The organism is Streptomyces sp. NPDC056987 (assembly GCF_042673865.1).
In the GTDB taxonomy this organism is placed as follows: Bacteria; Actinomycetota; Actinomycetes; order Streptomycetales; family Streptomycetaceae; genus Streptomyces.
In genome coordinates this window covers 83,859-98,464 of the sequence record NZ_JBHURV010000014.1, presented here as the reverse complement: position 1 = coordinate 98,464, position 14,606 = coordinate 83,859, and the positions used below count along the sequence as shown (strand labels likewise).

14 protein-coding genes and 3 pseudogenes are annotated in these 14,606 nt (G+C 69.0%); 12 read left to right on the top strand and 5 right to left on the bottom strand.

Features of this window, described 5'->3' with window-relative positions; translation table 11 throughout:
* Window positions 1–71 precede the first annotated feature (71 nt).
* A pseudogene (locus ACFTZC_RS18460) lies at window positions 72–698 on the bottom strand (glycoside hydrolase family 3 protein); the annotation flags it as partial.
* Between ACFTZC_RS18460 and ACFTZC_RS18455 the strand changes: the two are divergent.
* Window positions 646–1,065: a PrpF domain-containing protein gene (locus ACFTZC_RS18455; RefSeq protein ID WP_382890891.1), complete on the top strand. Its 420-nt coding sequence runs from the start codon at window positions 646–648 to the stop codon at window positions 1,063–1,065. The pseudogene ACFTZC_RS18460 and the gene ACFTZC_RS18455 overlap by 53 nt on opposite strands.
* Before the next feature lie 95 nt (window positions 1,066–1,160).
* On the opposite strand, the gene ACFTZC_RS18450 is transcribed toward ACFTZC_RS18455, so the two are convergent.
* The gene (locus ACFTZC_RS18450; protein ID WP_382890889.1) at window positions 1,161–1,502 is read right to left on the bottom strand and encodes an ArsR/SmtB family transcription factor; all 342 of its coding nucleotides are present in this window, start codon (window positions 1,500–1,502) and stop codon (window positions 1,161–1,163) included.
* 138 nt (window positions 1,503–1,640) lie between these two features.
* On the opposite strand from ACFTZC_RS18450, the gene ACFTZC_RS18445 reads away from it, so the two are divergent.
* The 10 genes and pseudogenes from ACFTZC_RS18445 to ACFTZC_RS18400 all read left to right on the top strand — a co-directional run.
* A complete protein-coding gene (locus ACFTZC_RS18445; protein WP_382890888.1) occupies window positions 1,641–2,615 on the top strand; it encodes a zinc-binding alcohol dehydrogenase family protein in 975 nt (324 codons plus the stop codon).
* A gap of 65 nt (window positions 2,616–2,680) precedes the next feature.
* Window positions 2,681–3,655, top strand: coding sequence for a DMT family transporter (locus ACFTZC_RS18440; protein WP_382890886.1), 975 nt, complete (start codon window positions 2,681–2,683; stop codon window positions 3,653–3,655).
* A 385-nt stretch (window positions 3,656–4,040) separates the two neighbouring features.
* Complete coding sequence (locus tag ACFTZC_RS18435) at window positions 4,041–4,637, top strand: formylglycine-generating enzyme family protein (RefSeq protein WP_382890884.1); 597 nt, start codon at window positions 4,041–4,043, stop codon at window positions 4,635–4,637.
* Window positions 4,638–4,691: 54 nt separating this feature from the next.
* A pseudogene (locus ACFTZC_RS18430) lies at window positions 4,692–4,955 on the top strand (sulfatase-like hydrolase/transferase); the annotation flags it as partial.
* A gap of 92 nt (window positions 4,956–5,047) precedes the next feature.
* Window positions 5,048–5,743: a sulfatase-like hydrolase/transferase gene (locus ACFTZC_RS18425; RefSeq protein WP_382890882.1), complete on the top strand. Its 696-nt coding sequence runs from the start codon at window positions 5,048–5,050 to the stop codon at window positions 5,741–5,743.
* 87 nt (window positions 5,744–5,830) lie between these two features.
* The gene (locus tag ACFTZC_RS18420; RefSeq protein WP_382890880.1) at window positions 5,831–6,223 is read left to right on the top strand and encodes a hypothetical protein; all 393 of its coding nucleotides are present in this window, start codon (window positions 5,831–5,833) and stop codon (window positions 6,221–6,223) included.
* 61 nt (window positions 6,224–6,284) lie between these two features.
* Window positions 6,285–7,916 carry a CocE/NonD family hydrolase gene (locus ACFTZC_RS18415; RefSeq protein WP_382890878.1) on the top strand — a complete coding sequence of 544 codons (1,632 nt, stop codon included), beginning with the start codon at window positions 6,285–6,287 and terminating at the stop codon, window positions 7,914–7,916.
* A 189-nt stretch (window positions 7,917–8,105) separates the two neighbouring features.
* Window positions 8,106–9,356, top strand: coding sequence for a cytochrome P450 (locus ACFTZC_RS18410; protein WP_382890876.1), 1,251 nt, complete (start codon window positions 8,106–8,108; stop codon window positions 9,354–9,356).
* A gap of 276 nt (window positions 9,357–9,632) precedes the next feature.
* Window positions 9,633–10,541 carry a cyclase family protein gene (locus ACFTZC_RS18405; protein WP_382890874.1) on the top strand — a complete coding sequence of 303 codons (909 nt, stop codon included), beginning with the start codon at window positions 9,633–9,635 and terminating at the stop codon, window positions 10,539–10,541.
* Window positions 10,542–10,753: 212 nt separating this feature from the next.
* Window positions 10,754–11,407: pseudogene (locus tag ACFTZC_RS18400) on the top strand (SDR family oxidoreductase); the annotation flags it as partial.
* A 115-nt stretch (window positions 11,408–11,522) separates the two neighbouring features.
* Here the strand turns inward: ACFTZC_RS18400 and ACFTZC_RS18395 are convergent.
* The gene (locus ACFTZC_RS18395) at window positions 11,523–11,837 is read right to left on the bottom strand and encodes a hypothetical protein (protein ID WP_382890872.1); all 315 of its coding nucleotides are present in this window, start codon (window positions 11,835–11,837) and stop codon (window positions 11,523–11,525) included.
* A gap of 17 nt (window positions 11,838–11,854) precedes the next feature.
* Between ACFTZC_RS18395 and ACFTZC_RS18390 the strand changes: the two genes are divergently transcribed.
* Window positions 11,855–12,259, top strand: a complete 405-nt coding sequence (locus ACFTZC_RS18390; protein WP_382890869.1) for a TetR-like C-terminal domain-containing protein — start codon at window positions 11,855–11,857, stop codon at window positions 12,257–12,259.
* Between the two features lie 97 nt (window positions 12,260–12,356).
* Here the strand turns inward: ACFTZC_RS18390 and ACFTZC_RS18385 are convergent, their stop codons facing one another.
* Complete coding sequence (locus ACFTZC_RS18385; protein ID WP_382890867.1) at window positions 12,357–13,337, bottom strand: aldo/keto reductase; 981 nt, start codon at window positions 13,335–13,337, stop codon at window positions 12,357–12,359.
* Between the two features lie 239 nt (window positions 13,338–13,576).
* The gene (locus tag ACFTZC_RS18380) at window positions 13,577–14,473 is read right to left on the bottom strand and encodes a LysR family transcriptional regulator (protein ID WP_382890865.1); all 897 of its coding nucleotides are present in this window, start codon (window positions 14,471–14,473) and stop codon (window positions 13,577–13,579) included.
* Window positions 14,474–14,606 lie beyond the last annotated feature (133 nt).

The following is a 14,606-nucleotide window of genomic DNA, read 5'->3' as shown; positions in this document are numbered from 1 at the left end:
GACGCGTAGTTGGCATGGCCCGGAAGTTCGACGTCCAGGCCGGCGGACAAGGCCTGGACGGCCGCCTCACCTTCGGTGCGGGCGGTGCGGTGGTGGGTGCGCAGTATGTTGACCGAGCCGTAGTCGCTGACCACCAGGCCCTCGAATCCGAGGGTTTCACAAAGGAAGTCGGCGAGCAGCCAGCGGTTCGCGGCCACGGGAACGCCGTCGATCTCGTTGTACGAGTTCATCACCGATCTCAGGCCTGCCTCCGCGATCGCGCGGCGAAACAGCCCGGCGTACTCGTCGATCAGGGCCCGGCGGCCGAGCTGGGTCGCCGCCTGGTTGAGGGCGCCCTCCGAGCTTCCGTAGCCCAGGAAGTGCTTGCCGGTCGCGAGGACGCCGGGCTCGGCCTGTGCGCCCTGTACGAATGCGACGGACATCTGTGCCGTCAGCTCCGGACCTTCGCCGTATGTCTCGTGCACACGGCCCCAGCGCGGATCGCGGTTGATGTCCATCACCGGGGCGAACAACAGCTGGATCCCGGCGTCGAGCATGTGCGCGGACGTCACTGTCGCGGCCCGCCGGACCAGCGCGGGGTCCCAGGTTGCGGCTTGTGCCCAGGCGGTGGGGAAGTGCGAACCGGAGGCGTGCAGGAAGCCGTTGATGCCCTCGTTGTGGACCAGTGCGCCGATTCCGAACGGGGAGGCTTCACGCACACCTGCCTGGCGAAGGTCTTGCGGTACTCGAAGACACCCCCAGGAAGTAGGCGCCGGCCGCGCCCTCCATCGTGACCTCACCGTCCGCGGCGACCGGCGTGGACGCCGACACCCTGCTGCTGACCGCTTACAACGCCGCCGATCCCCGCCGGATCGACGGCGTCGGCGGCGCGCTTCCTCCACCACCTCCAAGGCCGCGATCGTCCAGACGTCGGCCGAGCCGGGCATCGACGTCGAATACACCTTCGCGCAGGTCGGCATCGGTGACGAGCGCGTGGAGTGGGCCAGCAATTGCAGCAACTGCGCCACCGCCTTCGCTCTGTGCACGGCCCACAACAACCTGGTGCCGATCACAGCGAACTCGTAGGCGGGCTCTTCTACTTCAACTACCCGGGCGGCTTCACCAACGGACCTGCGGTGTGGTGCGTACCCAAGGTGGGCGCCGGTGCGCGGGCCGACCAATCACTCCGTGTCGGCATGCAGGAGCAGGTCGAGCAGCCCCGGGAAGCGGGCCTCGAACTCCTCGCGACGCAGCCGGTTGACCCTCCGGGGCCCCTCGTCGCGCTGCTCGACCAGACCGGCGCCGCGCAGGACCGAGAAGTGGTGGCTGAGCGCGGCTTTGCCGATGGGCACGTCGAAGTTGCTGCAGCTCCTCGTCCAGTCGGCGGAGCCCGCCAGATCACGGATCAGCTGGATGCGCACGGGGTCGGCAACCGCGGACAGCGCCGTGAGCAGGGACACCTCCCCGGGATCCGTATGCACCGGTGCCGCACGGTGACTACCGCCCACTGCCCGGTTCGACATGCTGCTCCCGTCGCCACGCGTGTCCTGCGGGGAGACCACTCGGAGTCTCCCCGACCGCTTGCTGAGTGTTCGATCGATATCTTACAGTCCCAGTGTTCGATCCCCATTGAACATTTCACGGAAGGGTAGGTTCCGCAGATGCGCGCAGTCGAGTTCCAGGAGTACGGCGCCCCCGACGTACTGAAGGTCGTCCAGGCCGACGCCCCTGATCCCGGGCCGGGACAGGTGACCATCGACACCGTGTATATCGGAGTGAACTTCGCCGATCTCAAGGCCCGCGCCGAGGGCTACCGGGTACAGTCGCTGCCCTTCCGGCCGGGCCTGGAGGTCTCCGGACGGATCCGCGCTGTCGGCGAAGGGGTCGAGGGACTGGTTCCGGGGGAGGAAGTCGCCGCGCTCGTCGACGGCGGCGCCTACGCCGAGGTCGTCGTCGCAGGCGCCGCAACGGTCTTCCCACTTGCCGATGGCCTGGACCTGCGGACCGCGGCCGCGCTGCCCACCGTCGTGCCGACGGCGCATGCCCTGCTCCACGAGGTGGGCCGTCTGCGGGCCGGAGAGACAGTGCTGGTGCAGGGCGCGGCCGGAGGCATTGGCACAGCGGCCGGGCAACTGGCCCGTGCGGCGGGCGCAGGTGCGGTGTACGGCGTGGTCTCCTCCGCCGCCAAGGCCGAGTACGCCCTCACACACGGCTACGACGAAGTGTTCACCGCCGACACCTTCACCGACGTCCGCCGTACCACCGGCGGCAGGGGCGTCGACCTGGTGCTCGACCCGGTCGGCGGCGACACCCTGTACCGCGGCCTCGACGCGCTGGCGGTCTTCGGCCGCCTGGTGTCCTTCGGCAACGCGGGCGGGGCCGAGCCCTGGCAGGTCGGTCAGCCCGAGCTCTACGCACACGGACGTACGGTCGGGGGTTTCTCCATCCTCGCTCTCGCGCAGGCCGCGCCCGAGGCTCTGCGCGCGCTCACCGAGCGCGCCTTCGCCAAGGTCGCCGACGGCACCGTGAGCCTGCCGGTCACGGCGGAATTCCCGCTGGCGGAGGCGGCGGAGGCGCACCGGCTCATGGGCGGGCGTACGTCAACCGGAAAGCTGCTGCTGCGGGTGGCCGACTGAGGGACCAGGACGCGCAGACCGTGCGCCCCGCCCGTGGCAGGACAGCCTGGAAGCTCGGAGAAGGAATGAAGCAGAACAGCGTGGCCCAGGGGTTCTCCGGAGCCATGGCGAAGATACCCGCTCCTGGACTCGTACTGGGTGGCGTGTGCGGAATCCAGTTCGGTGCGGCCTTCTCGCCCCGTATCTACCCGCAGGTGGGCGCTCCGGGCGTCGTGTTCCTCCGGCTGCTGATCGCCGGTGTGCTTCTGTGCGCGATGTGGCGCCCACGCCCGCAGGCATGGAACTCTGTCAAGGGCGCCTGGTGGACGGTAATCGGCGCCGGGGTTCTCCTGGCAGCTCATCACCTCGCGTTCTACGAGGCGGTGAAGCACATCCCTCTGGGAGCCGTGGCCACGATCGAGTTCCTCGGTCCGTTCGCCATCGCCCTCGCCGGATCACGGCGAGCCGTCGATCTGTTGCCCGCGTGCCTGGCGGTCGGCGGTGTTCTCCTGCTCGGCGGAGGCGGCGTCCCCCTCGACCCCGGCGGTCTCGCGCTGGCCTCGGTGGCGGCATGCTGCTGGGCCGACTACATCCTCGTCTCTTCTCGCATGGCGCGGCGCCTCAGCGGCGGCCAGGGTCTGGCAGTGGCGGTGCTGATCGCGGCACTGCTCAGCGCCCCCTACGGCATCACCCACGCCGGGAGCGCGCTGCTGGATCCCCATGTGCTGTGGGTGGCGGCCCTGGTGGCGGTGGCCTCCAGTGTGCTGCCGTACTCACTCAACCTGGAGGCACTGCGCCGGATTCCCCCGCGTGTCTTCGGCGTGCTGACGAGCCTGGAACCGGCCGCCGGCGCTGTCTTCGGGCTTCTCATCCTCGGACAGAGGCTCGCCTGGCCCCAGTGGCTCGGCATCGCCGCGGTCGCCCTCGCTTCTGTCGCCGCCACGTTCCTGGGAGCCGGGGAACGAAGAAGTTCACGAGTGCAGGCACACGACGGACCGTCTCACGGCGGACAGCTTTCCCCGATCGAGAGCGACGACCTGACGGGGCGGTCGTCACGGTGAGTCCGGCGTTCACTCCGGACACCGCGCTGGTCGGCAGGGACATGACCTCCACGGCATGGCTCCGTCGCAGGAGGCACAGGACCGTTGCGGGCGCCCCTGCTTCCCCTCGCAGTACACCTTCACTCGGCATCGGAATATTCCGGCATCAAAAATCTATCGTCCATAAAACTTAACGGCTAGGGTTGCTCGGAGTTCCCGCGGTATGAGCCCGTGAACGGCCCAGCGCTTCATCGACGGGCCGCGCCCCGATGCCTCCGACCAGTAGCAGAGCACGATGGACCCTCGTTCGACCCCGCACCTCGCCTGCTGCGCGCCGCCGACCGGGCGGGCGCCGGGTCACCCGATGGAAGTGCCGGCCGAGACCGACTGACGCCCCGGGGACGGGATGGTGCTCGTGCCAGGCGGCGAGTTCCTGATGGGCGCAGCCGACGCGGGGGGGCCGGAGGACGGCGAGGGGCCCGTCCGTCCCGTACGCCTCAGCCCGTTCCGCAACGACATCCACGCCGTCAGCAACAACCGCTTCGCCGGGTTCGTCGACGCCACCGGTTACGTCACCGAGGCCGAGTGGGAGTACGCGGCACGCGGCGGCCTGGCGCAGCGGCGCTATCCCTGGGGTGACGCACTCGACCCCGATGGTTACCGCTGCAACATCTGGCGGGGCACGTTCCCCTCGAAGAACACCGCTGCCGACGGATACCGCGGCACGGCCCCCGTCGACGCCTTCGAGCCCAACGGATACGGCCTGTACAACACCTTCGGCAACGTCTGGGAGTGGTGCGCCGACTGGTGGACCCTCGACCACGCCTCAAGCCTGGTGACCGACCCGAAGGGCCCCGCGCGGGGTCGGGACAAGGTCATCCGTGGAGGTTCCCTTCTCTGTCACAAGTCTTACTGCAACCGCTACCGTGTCGCGGCCCGCGCTGCTGGCACACCCGACGGGGCCAGGGCCCATACCGGGTTCCGCTGTGCCCGGAGGGCTTGAATACCTGCGACCGACCGTCGTCACGCAAAGGAGCACCCCAGCGTGAAAGCCATCATGGTCATGTTCGACAGCCTCAACCGTCACATGCTGCCGCCGTACGGTTGCGACTGGCCCCACGCCCCGAACTTCGCGCGGCTCGCCGGACGGACCGCCGCCTTCGACAACTGCTACGCGGGCTCCATGCCCTGCATGCCGGCCCGGCGTGAGATTCACACCGGGCGCCACAACTTCTTGCACCGCGGCTGGGGACCACTGGAGCCGTTCGACGACTCCATGCCCGAACTGCTCAGGCGCAGCGGTGTGCACACGCACCTGGCCAGCGACCATCCCCACTATTGGGAGGACGGCGGAGCGACCTATCACGGCCGGTACAGCACCTGGGAGTTCTTCCGCGGTCAGGAAGGTGACCCGTGGAAGGGGCTGTCGCCGAGCCGCCCATGCCCGGCGAAGACGTCAGGGAACTCCGACTGGATGGATACCGGCAGGACTGGGTCAACCGGACCCACATGCGCACCGAGGACCGCCACTCCCAGACACTCACGTTCGTCGCGGGACTGGAGTTCATCCGCACCAATCACTCCCAGGACCGCTGGTTCGTGCAGATCGAGACATTCGATCCGCACGAACCGTTCCTCAGCCACCAGCAGTACAAGGACCTCTACCCGCACGGCTACGACGGCCCGCACTCCGACTGGCCCGACTACCGGCAGGTCACCGAAACCGACGCGCAGGTCGGGCACGCCCGGCTTGAGTACGCCGCTCTGCTGTCCATGTGCGACAGATCGCTCGGCCGCGTCCTCGACGTGAGGGACGAGCACGACCTGTGGCACGACACGCTGCTGATCGTCTGCACCGACCACGGTCTGCTGCTCGGCGAGAAGGACTGGTGGGGCAAGTCGGTGCAGCCCTGGTACAACGAGCTGGTCCATCTCCCGCTGTTCGTCTGGGCCCCCCGGGCGGCTATCGCCGGGGAGCGCCGCGAGGCGCTCGTGCAGACCATCGACCTGGCCCCCACTCTGCTGGAGTTCTTCGGCGTGGACCGCCCCGCCGATGTGCAGGGCGCCCCCCCTCCGGTCGCTTCCGACGAACCGGTGTGCGAGGCGTAGCTGTTCGGCATACACGGCGGGCACGTCAACGTCACCGACGGCCGGTACGTCTACAGGCACGCCCCTATTTCGGCCGACAACTCTCCTTTGTTCGAGCACACGTTGATGCCGACCCGCATGCGCGGACGCTTTAGTGCCGAAGAGTTGGCGGACTTCGAACTGGCCGAGCCCTTCGCTTTCACGAAGGGCGTCCGCACGATCCGGGTGGCCGGACGGACCTTCTTCAACCCGTACCGGTCCGGCACGCTCCTCTACGACCTGCGGGCCGATCCGGAGCAGCGCGCACCGATCGTCGATGACACCGTGGAACTCCGCATGGCAAGCCTGCTCGTCGAGCTGCTACGCGCGAACGACGCCCCCGTGAGCGCCGCGCTGTCCGGCGACATGTTCCCCACGAAGACACTGCGCGTGCTCGCGGAGGAGCTCTCGGCGCTGCGCGGCGGCTCCGCTACCATAAGTTTAAATCAATCCATTGATTGAATGTTGCGTCGCCCCTCCCCCTCACCCCCTCACCGCTGTCAGCCGACGGAGCCCGCATCCTATGAACCTCAGCAGCCACCTCCTCCAGCGCATACTGCGCCTGCCTCCCCCTGCGACCAGGGACCTGACCGTCGAGCACGATCTACGCGTCCCGATGCGCGACGGGGCCGTGTTGCTGGCCGATCGCTGGGCCCCGAAAAGCGGCGGCAAAGACCTGCCGACCGCGCTCGTCCGCCTCCCCTACGGCAGGGCCGGCACGACCGCGGGTCCGATGGTCCGGCCGCTGGCCGAGCGCGGTTTTCAGGTCCTCATCCACAGCACCCGCGGCACCTTCGGCTCCGACGGGCCCTTCAACCCGATGCGCTGCGAGCGGGACGACGGCCTCGACACCATCGACTGGGTGGTCAAGCAGCCCTGGTTCGGCGAGTCGATGATCCTTTTCGGGGCCAGCTACAGCGGCTTCACCCAGTGGGCGGTCGCCGACGCCGTACCGTCCCAGGTCAAGGCGATGATCCCCGTGGTGTCCGAATCGGCCCTCACTCTGGATTTTCTCCGCTCCGACGGATTCTCCTTGGAGACACCGTTCAACTGGGGCGTCATGGTCGCCACCCAGGAAGAGCGGTTCGCGATGCCCCGCCAACTGCTGGGGGCGAAGAAGACCCTGCGCGCCCTGAGCACGCTGCCCTTGGACCAGGCAGACACCACCGCACTGGGGTACCGCTTCGAGTACCTCCAGGACATCCTCGCCCATCCCGCCGACGCCCCCTTCTGGTCAGCGGCCGACCACCGCCACCGGGTCGCCGACATCTCCATGCCGGCCAGCCTGATCGGAGGCTGGTACGACATCTTCCTGCCAGGCCAGCTCCGCGACTACCGGGTCCTGCAGGACACCGGGCACTCCGGCCCCCTGCGCCTCACCGTCGGCCCCTGGCCCCACACCAACCTCGAGGTGGGTGGGTGGGCGGCCCGCGAGGCGGTCGACTTCGGGCTCGCCCTGTGCCGGGGCGAGCAGCCCGCGGAACGCGCCCCGGTACGCCTGTTCGTCATGGGCGAGGGCAAGTGGCGCGACTTCTCCTCCTGGCCGCCACCCGGATACACACCCCAGCGCTTCCACCTCCGCCCCGGCGCCGCCCTGGCCACCGATCCGCCGCCCGCCGACGCGGCACCCGACGGCTACCGCTACGACCCGGCCGACCCCACCCCCGCCCTCGGCGGCGCCCGCATGTCCTTCGCCGCCAAAGCGGGCGCCCTCGACCAGGCAGCGCTGGAGGCCCGACCCGATGTCGTGACCTACACCACGTCCACCCTGACCCAGGACATCGAGGTCATCGGCGAGGTCGGTGCGGAGATCTTCTTCCGCTCCAGCCTGCCGTACGCGGATATTTTCGTGCGCTTGTGCGACGTGGACGAGAAGGGCCGTTCCCTCAACGTCTGCGACGGCCTGACCAGCCTCACCGATGCCGACGAACTCACCCTCGCGACCGTGCGGTTGTGGCCGACGGCCTACCGATTCCGGCGCGGCCACCGCATTCGCGTCCAGGTCTCCAGCGGCGCCTTCCCCCGCTACAACCGCAACCCCGGCACCGGCGAACCCCGCGCCACCGCGACCACCCTGCGCCCCGCCGACCAGCAGGTCTTCCACGACCCGGAGCACCCCTCCGCCATCATCCTCCCGGTCCGGCAGGCGGCATGACCTCCCTCACCTGCCCGTCGCCCTCCCACAGGGCGGACGCATGGTCGGACCGGATACGGGCTCCGCCCGGGCGCCGGGCCGACCCGGCGCACAACCCGGGCCGTCCGCCGTTCTCGCGGCCACAGCCCCTCAGTTGCTCTGCGGCATCCGCACAGGGCCGCCGCCCCCTCCCCCACCATGAGGAGTGACATGAACCACGCGCTTTCCGACGCCTCGGCCGAAGCTGTTCCCGACTTCCCGATGCCGAGGGATGCTGGATGTCCTTTCGCCCCTCCGCCTCAGCTCCGCCAGTTGCACGCCGAGCAGTTGCGTGCCGATCAGCCACTCACCAAGGTCCGGATATGGGACGGCAGCACACCGTGGCTCATCACCCGCTTCGAGGACCAGCGAGCCCTGCTCTCCGACCAGCGCTGCAGTGTCGACCTCCGACAGCCCGGCTTCCCCTACATGAACCCGGCGTTCCGGGAGTCTGGCCGGCGTGGCACCCAGCCGTCCTTCCTCAATATGGACGACCCTGAGCACGCCCGGATCCGCCGCATGCTCAGCGGCGCGTTCACCATCAAGCGCGTCGAGGCACTGCGGCCCGCCGTCCAGCGCATGACCGACGAGTTCATCGACACCATGCTGGACGGCCCGGCCCCCGCCGACCTCGTACAGGCCCTGGCACTGCCCCTGCCCTCGCTGGTCATCTGCGAACTGCTCGGCGTACCTTACGAGGACCACGAGTTCTTCCAGCACCAGAGCGAAGTGGGGCTACGTCACGACGTCTCACCCGAAGTGTCAGGAGCCGCCAGGCGCGCGCTGCTGGAATACGTCTCCAGCCAGATCGACGAGAAACGCGCCCGCCCCGCCGACGACCTGCTGTCCGAGCTGGCCGCCCGCGTCCGCGACGGAGACCTCACCCACCAGGAGGCCTCGACCATGGGCCTGCTGCTGCTCGGCGCCGGGCACGAGACCTCTGCCAACATGATCGCGCTGAGCACCGTCGCCCTGCTGGAACATCCCGACCAGCTCGCAATCATCCGCGAAACCGACGACCCGAAAGTCCTGGCGCGCGCGGCGGACGAACTGCTGCGTTACCTGACCATCATCCACATCGGCAACCGCCGTCTCGCCCTGGAGGACATCGAGATCGGGGGCCGGACGATCCGCGCCGGGGAGGGCATGATCCTTCCCAGCATCACCGCCAACTGGCAGGACGACATCTTCTCCGACCCCGACCGGCTCGACATCCACCGCGATGCCCGCCGCCATCAGGCATTCGGCTACGGCATCCACCAGTGCCTCGGCCAGCCCCTGGCCCGCCTCGAACTCCAAGTCGTGTACGGCACCCTCTTCCGCCGCATCCCCACCCTCCGCCTCGCCACCGGCCTGGAGAATCTCCCCTTCAAGGAGGACGGACTCGTCTACGGCGTCTACGAACTGCCAGTGACCTGGTAGCCCTGGAAACGGCTGCGCGAGCAGTGCTGGAGGGCAAGTGCCGCGGCGCCGGAAGTTGCGTACCGGCCGCACCCGAAATGTTCGACCAGCGCGACGAGGACGGCGTCGTCCTTCTGCTCGGCCCGAGGCCGAGTGGACGGCTGTCCGGGACGCCGCTGCGGTCTGCCCCGCCACCGCCATTTGAGGGCCGGCACCCGCCAAAGGCCGGCCGTGGGCGACGGGGTTGCGGCGCACCCACTGGAAAGGCGGCTGATCCTTTCCAGTAGGTTCACCGCCATGAGTACGCAACCGAAGAGCGGCATCACCGGAACGGCCAACACGGCGGAAATGCCGAGCAATTGGGGCCGATGGGGTGCGGACGACGAGCTGGGCACGCTCAACCTGATCACCGAGGAAACCCGGGTCAGGGGCGCTGCGGAGGCCCGTACCGGACGAGCGGTCTCGCTGGCCCAGCCGATCCAGCCGGCGCCGCTCGTCAGCGGGCCCTTCGCGCCCACCACCCGTGACGCCTCGCCGGTCCAGCAGCTGATGCAGTACACCGGAGGCGCACCCGCGACGGCGGACGTGATGCTGGTGACCAACCATCACGTGCTCTCGACCCACCTCGACGCCCTGGGGCACCAGATCGTCGACGGCCAGGTCTACCCGGGGCGTCCCCTCGCGGAGAGCGTGACACCGGCCGGCGTGCGGCACGGTTCCACGGCAGCGTTCGCCGCCGGGATCGTCACCCGGGGTGTCCTGCTCGACCTGGCCTTCGACGGCTCGCTGCCCGAGGGACACCCGATCACCTCGGAGGACTTCGAGGCGGCCGAGGCGCGCCAGGGCGTACGGCTGGAGTCCGGGGACGCCTTGGTGGTGCGCTGCGGGTGGGTCTACACCATCGACCCCGAGAGGCCGATGCCGGGCATCAGCCTGGACGCGGTGCGGTGGATGCACCGGCGCGGCGTGTCCCTGTACGCGGGCGACCTCGGCGACGCCCACCCGCCGCTGGATCCCGCCGTTCCCGGACCGCTGCACCGTGTCGCTCTGCCGCTGCTGGGCATGCCCTTGATCGACGTCGCGGAACTGGAAGAACTGGCCGCAGTCTGCGCGGAGTTGAACCGCTACGCCTTCCTGCTCACGGTGGCACCCCCGCGCATCCACGGCATGACCGGCGTCCCGGTCAATCCGCTGGCGATCTTCTGAACGGAGACTTCTGGCGTGTTGCCCGCGGCCGGTGGCACTTTCGCCGTGGCGATACGGTCGGCGAGGAACTGCTGGGAGGAGAACTGGTCGCGGCGGGCGTCGGTGGCCAGTTCTCGAACCGCTCACGGATCGCGGGCAGCCGCGGCAGCCTGCACGCCTCGTCGATCACCGCGCTTGAGGAGGCGAAGGCTGCAGAGCTGTCGGCGGCCGGCATGCCCACCAGTGTGGTGGCGGCGGGGCGGGTGCGGGCCCGCTGCCGGCAGGAGGGTCAGCCGCAACAGCCCGGAACCATCCAGCAGTCCGACGGCGAGAATCCGTCCGTCCCGGCTCCACGTCCTGACCGCCGGAAGCAGCCCAGGTCCCCCCGGATGTGGTTGCACCGGCGCCCGTCGTTCTGCCACTCCCCCAGCACACCCACAGCCCTGCTCAGCCTGTCGGTCCCCGCCGAGATCGCCGACCGGGTCCGCAATCTGAGCGACCGGGTCGACACACTCGTCAACAAACTCGGCACCGCCCACTTCGCCTCGCTCGCCGACACCGCAGTCGAAGCCATGAACACGGTGTGGCACCTGAACATACAGACACCACTGCTGCTCAGCCAGCAGCTATTGCCCGCCCTCGTGAACGCCGGCGGCAACATCAGCAGTTACTGGGCCCACAAGATGGTCGCCGACCGCCACTCGGCCGCCTCCTCCGCCACCCGCGGCGCACTCAACACCATGACTCTGGCCCTGGCCAACGAACTCGGCCCCCAAGGCGTACGTGTCAACGCCATAGCCCCCGGCGCCGTTCACACCCCCCACTACGAACGCTCCTGCCTGGCCCCCATGACCGATGAGCAGCGCGACGCGCATGACCGGCACATCGAGATGTCCTACCCGCTGGGGCGTCCGGGCACCGCGCAGGACATCGCCACCGCGGCCTCCTACGGATCATTACTGAATCGCCCGAACGGCGAGCCGAAGACCCGTGACGTGCTCCTCAGTCGGCGAGCAGGGTGTCGAGCCAGTCGAAGGTGCGCTGGTGGAAGAGGGAAATCGCACCCTCGTGGCAGTGTTCGCCGGCACCTTCGTCCTCACGGAAGAGGATCAGTTCCTTCTGGCAGGTCAGCTCGGCGATCAGACGCTTCGGCTGGCCCTTGAAGAACACATCGTTCTCGGCGTCGAGGACGAGTGTCGGGCAGGTGATGCGGTCGGCGATACCCGCCAGGGTGTACGCCTCGGTCGCCTCGACCAGTTCGTCGAAGTCGGACACGCCGAAGGTCCACCGGCCGTTGCGCACCACCCATCGCACCATGGTGTTCTCTCACCGAGTTGATCCACGACAAGGTCGCCGACACACTCCCGCACACGCCCGCCACCGGCGCCCTGCACACCGACCTCCGCGAACTGCTCGCGACCTTCCGCAGCCAACTGGCCAATCCGCTCCTTGCCCGGATCGGGACCGAACTGCTCGCCGAGTCCAGCCGCGACCGCGCCCTCGCGGAGATGCTCTACACAGAAGTGACCGCCCCGCGGCGGCGGGCAGCACGCGCGCTGCTGCAAGGCGCGATCGACCACGGCGAACTTCCACCCACGTTGGATCTGGAACTCGCCACCGACCTGCTCATCGCACCTCTCGTTTTCCGCATGCTGCTCATGCAGGACCGCAGCGACGACGACTACCTGGAAACACTGACCACGGCCACCGAGGCGGCGCTGAAGGCAGCCGTCCGCTAGCGTCGATCCGCAGGGCGGGGGGCCTGTCGAACGAGCGGTGCGACCGGCGCGGTCGAACGCCCGGCGCGTCGCCCCGGCATCGAGAAACGGCTCACGGTCAGAAGAGCGCGATGGAGGGCAGCGGAGGGAAGATCTCGTCCAGTTCGGCGAGGTCGGCCGTGCTGAACTCGTATCCGACGGCGGCGGCGTTCTGGGCGACCTGCTCGGGCCGGGTGGCACCGGCGATGACCGATGCGGCAGCAGGACGGGAGGCGAGCCAGGAGAAGGCGGCCTGGACCTCGTTGATGCCTCGTGCGGCCGTGAACTCTCCGAAGGCCGCGAGCTGGGCCGGGTCGGCGTTCTCCAGGTCGTCCTGGCGAAAGTGGGTGAGCCGCGCCCCTTCGGGGGTTTTACCGGAGGAGTACTCGCCGGTCAGCAGCCCGCTGGCGAGCGGATAGTAGGGGAGCACACCAAGACCGAACGCCTGGGCGGCGGGCAGTACTTCGAGCTCGGCTCGGCGGTCCAGCAGGTTGTAGTGGTTCTGCGCCGAGACGAAGCGGGTGGTCCCGAGGTGGCGGGCGAGGTATTCGGCCTGGGCGGTCTGCCATCCGGCGAAGTTGGAGTGGCCGATGTAGAGCACCTTGCCCTGCTGGACCAGGGAGTCGAGCGCCGTCAGGGTCTCCTCGACCGGTGTGAGCGGGTCGGGGGTGTGGAACTGGTAGAGGTCGATGTGGTCGGTTCCCAGCCGGCGCAGTGATTCCTCCACGGCACGCACGATGTAGCGGCGCGAGCCCCGGGCGCCGAAGTCGCGTCCGTTGGCGCCTTCCGCGTCCATGCCGAACTTGGTCGCGATCACCACGTCGTCGCGGTCGCCTTTCAGCGAGTCACCGAGGAGTTCTTCGCTCGTCCCGGGAGGTGTTCCGTAGGTGTCCGCGACGTCGAAGAAGGTGATCCCGGCGTCCAGAGCCGCCCTCACCACGGCATTGCTGCCCTCGCGGGTCGCGCTGGCGGTGTTCGGCCTGCCGAGGTTGCTGCAGCCGAGACCGACGGTGGAGACCGTCAGGCCCGAGCTGCCGAGCCGGGAATAGCTGATGGACATCATCGCGTCCTTCTGTCGATGGGGTGGGAGCCGGGAGCTTGAAACGGGGGAAGCTGCGCCGGGTCGATTCGGTTGCCGCACAGCACCGGCTCTGTCTGCGTCTGTGTCTGTGTCTGTGTCTGTGTCTGTGTCTGCATCCGCTTTCAGCCTGTCCAGGCCCGCGAAATGAGTCAAATCGATCGTGTACATCATGTGATGCATGGAATCGATATACGCGGGGCGCAGCCCGCGGGCGGAGGTCAGTCCTGCGCGAGTACGGGCGGGGTGGCGGCGTGCTTCTCCGAGAGATCGCGGAGAGCCGTGACGTTCGGGTGCCAGGGCCGGCCGGCGGGGCCGGTCAGGACGAGCCGGCGCTCCAGGCGGGGGCGCAGAGGGATCAGGGCGAGGGTGTCGGAGAGCATGCTCGCCGCGAGGGAGGGGACGATGGCGACGCCGAGGCCGGCTTCCACCATGCACAGCAGTGTGGTGAGTTCGCGGATGCGCTGGGTGGGCCGGTAGGGCAGGCCCGTCAGCGCGTGCAGGTGCTTGACCTGTGCCTCGCAGCCGGAGGTGGTGGCCAGCAGTGGGTCTTCCAGCAGGTCCGCCAGTTCGACGGACTCCTCACCCGCCAGCGGGTGGTCGCTGCGTACGACGGCCTCGTAGGCGTCGGTGGCGAGGTGCAGGGCACCGTGGGGCAGCGGGTCCGGGTCGATCAGGATCGCCGCGTCGACCGTGCCGCTCTCCAGCCACTGGCCGATCTCCTCGTCGAGCCCCTCGAAGAGCGTGATCTCTACATGGGGCAGCTGCTCGTGCCACAGGCGCAGCAGGCCGGGCAGCAGACCGCGGGCGGCGGTGGGCGGCACGGCCAGCCCGATCGAACCGGCCACCGCGGCACTGGCGTGCGCCGCGGCGGCGGCACTGAAGGTGCGGGCGGCGGAGAGGGTGGCGCGGGCGTGCGGCAGCAGTACGTCGCCCAGCGGGGTCGGCCGGACCGGGGCCGTACGGTCGACCAGCCGGCCCTGCACCGCGCGCTCCAGCGAGGCCAGTGAGTGGGATACCGACGACTGGCTCATGCCGAGTACGGCGGCAGCCGCGCCGAAGCCCCCGTGGTCGGTGACCGCCACCAGCACCCGCAGTTGCCGCAACGTCACACCCATCGAATTACCCAATCCTGATATGCGGGCCATTGATTTGCTTCATTCTACTGGCCGGGGCGACGCCGGCAGAACTTCTCGGAATGAGAGGACGGAGGAGCTCGCAGCGCTGCTCCTCCGCGGAGAGACGGTCAAG

Coding starts and splice junctions, on each gene's coding strand:
- ACFTZC_RS18395 (WP_382890872.1), bottom strand. CDS start 11,837: ATGGTGCGATGGGTGGTGCGCAACGGCCGGTGGACCTTCGGCGTGTCC.
- ACFTZC_RS18405 (WP_382890874.1), top strand. CDS start 9,633: ATGAGTACGCAACCGAAGAGCGGCATCACCGGAACGGCCAACACGGCG.
- ACFTZC_RS18450 (WP_382890889.1), bottom strand. CDS start 1,502: ATGTCGAACCGGGCAGTGGGCGGTAGTCACCGTGCGGCACCGGTGCAT.
- ACFTZC_RS18435 (WP_382890884.1), top strand. CDS start 4,041: ATGGTGCTCGTGCCAGGCGGCGAGTTCCTGATGGGCGCAGCCGACGCG.
- ACFTZC_RS18410 (WP_382890876.1), top strand. CDS start 8,106: ATGAACCACGCGCTTTCCGACGCCTCGGCCGAAGCTGTTCCCGACTTC.
- ACFTZC_RS18385 (WP_382890867.1), bottom strand. CDS start 13,337: ATGTCCATCAGCTATTCCCGGCTCGGCAGCTCGGGCCTGACGGTCTCC.
- ACFTZC_RS18440 (WP_382890886.1), top strand. CDS start 2,681: ATGAAGCAGAACAGCGTGGCCCAGGGGTTCTCCGGAGCCATGGCGAAG.
- ACFTZC_RS18445 (WP_382890888.1), top strand. CDS start 1,641: ATGCGCGCAGTCGAGTTCCAGGAGTACGGCGCCCCCGACGTACTGAAG.
- ACFTZC_RS18380 (WP_382890865.1), bottom strand. CDS start 14,473: ATGGGTGTGACGTTGCGGCAACTGCGGGTGCTGGTGGCGGTCACCGAC.
- ACFTZC_RS18415 (WP_382890878.1), top strand. CDS start 6,285: ATGAACCTCAGCAGCCACCTCCTCCAGCGCATACTGCGCCTGCCTCCC.
- ACFTZC_RS18455 (WP_382890891.1), top strand. CDS start 646: ATGCCCTCGTTGTGGACCAGTGCGCCGATTCCGAACGGGGAGGCTTCA.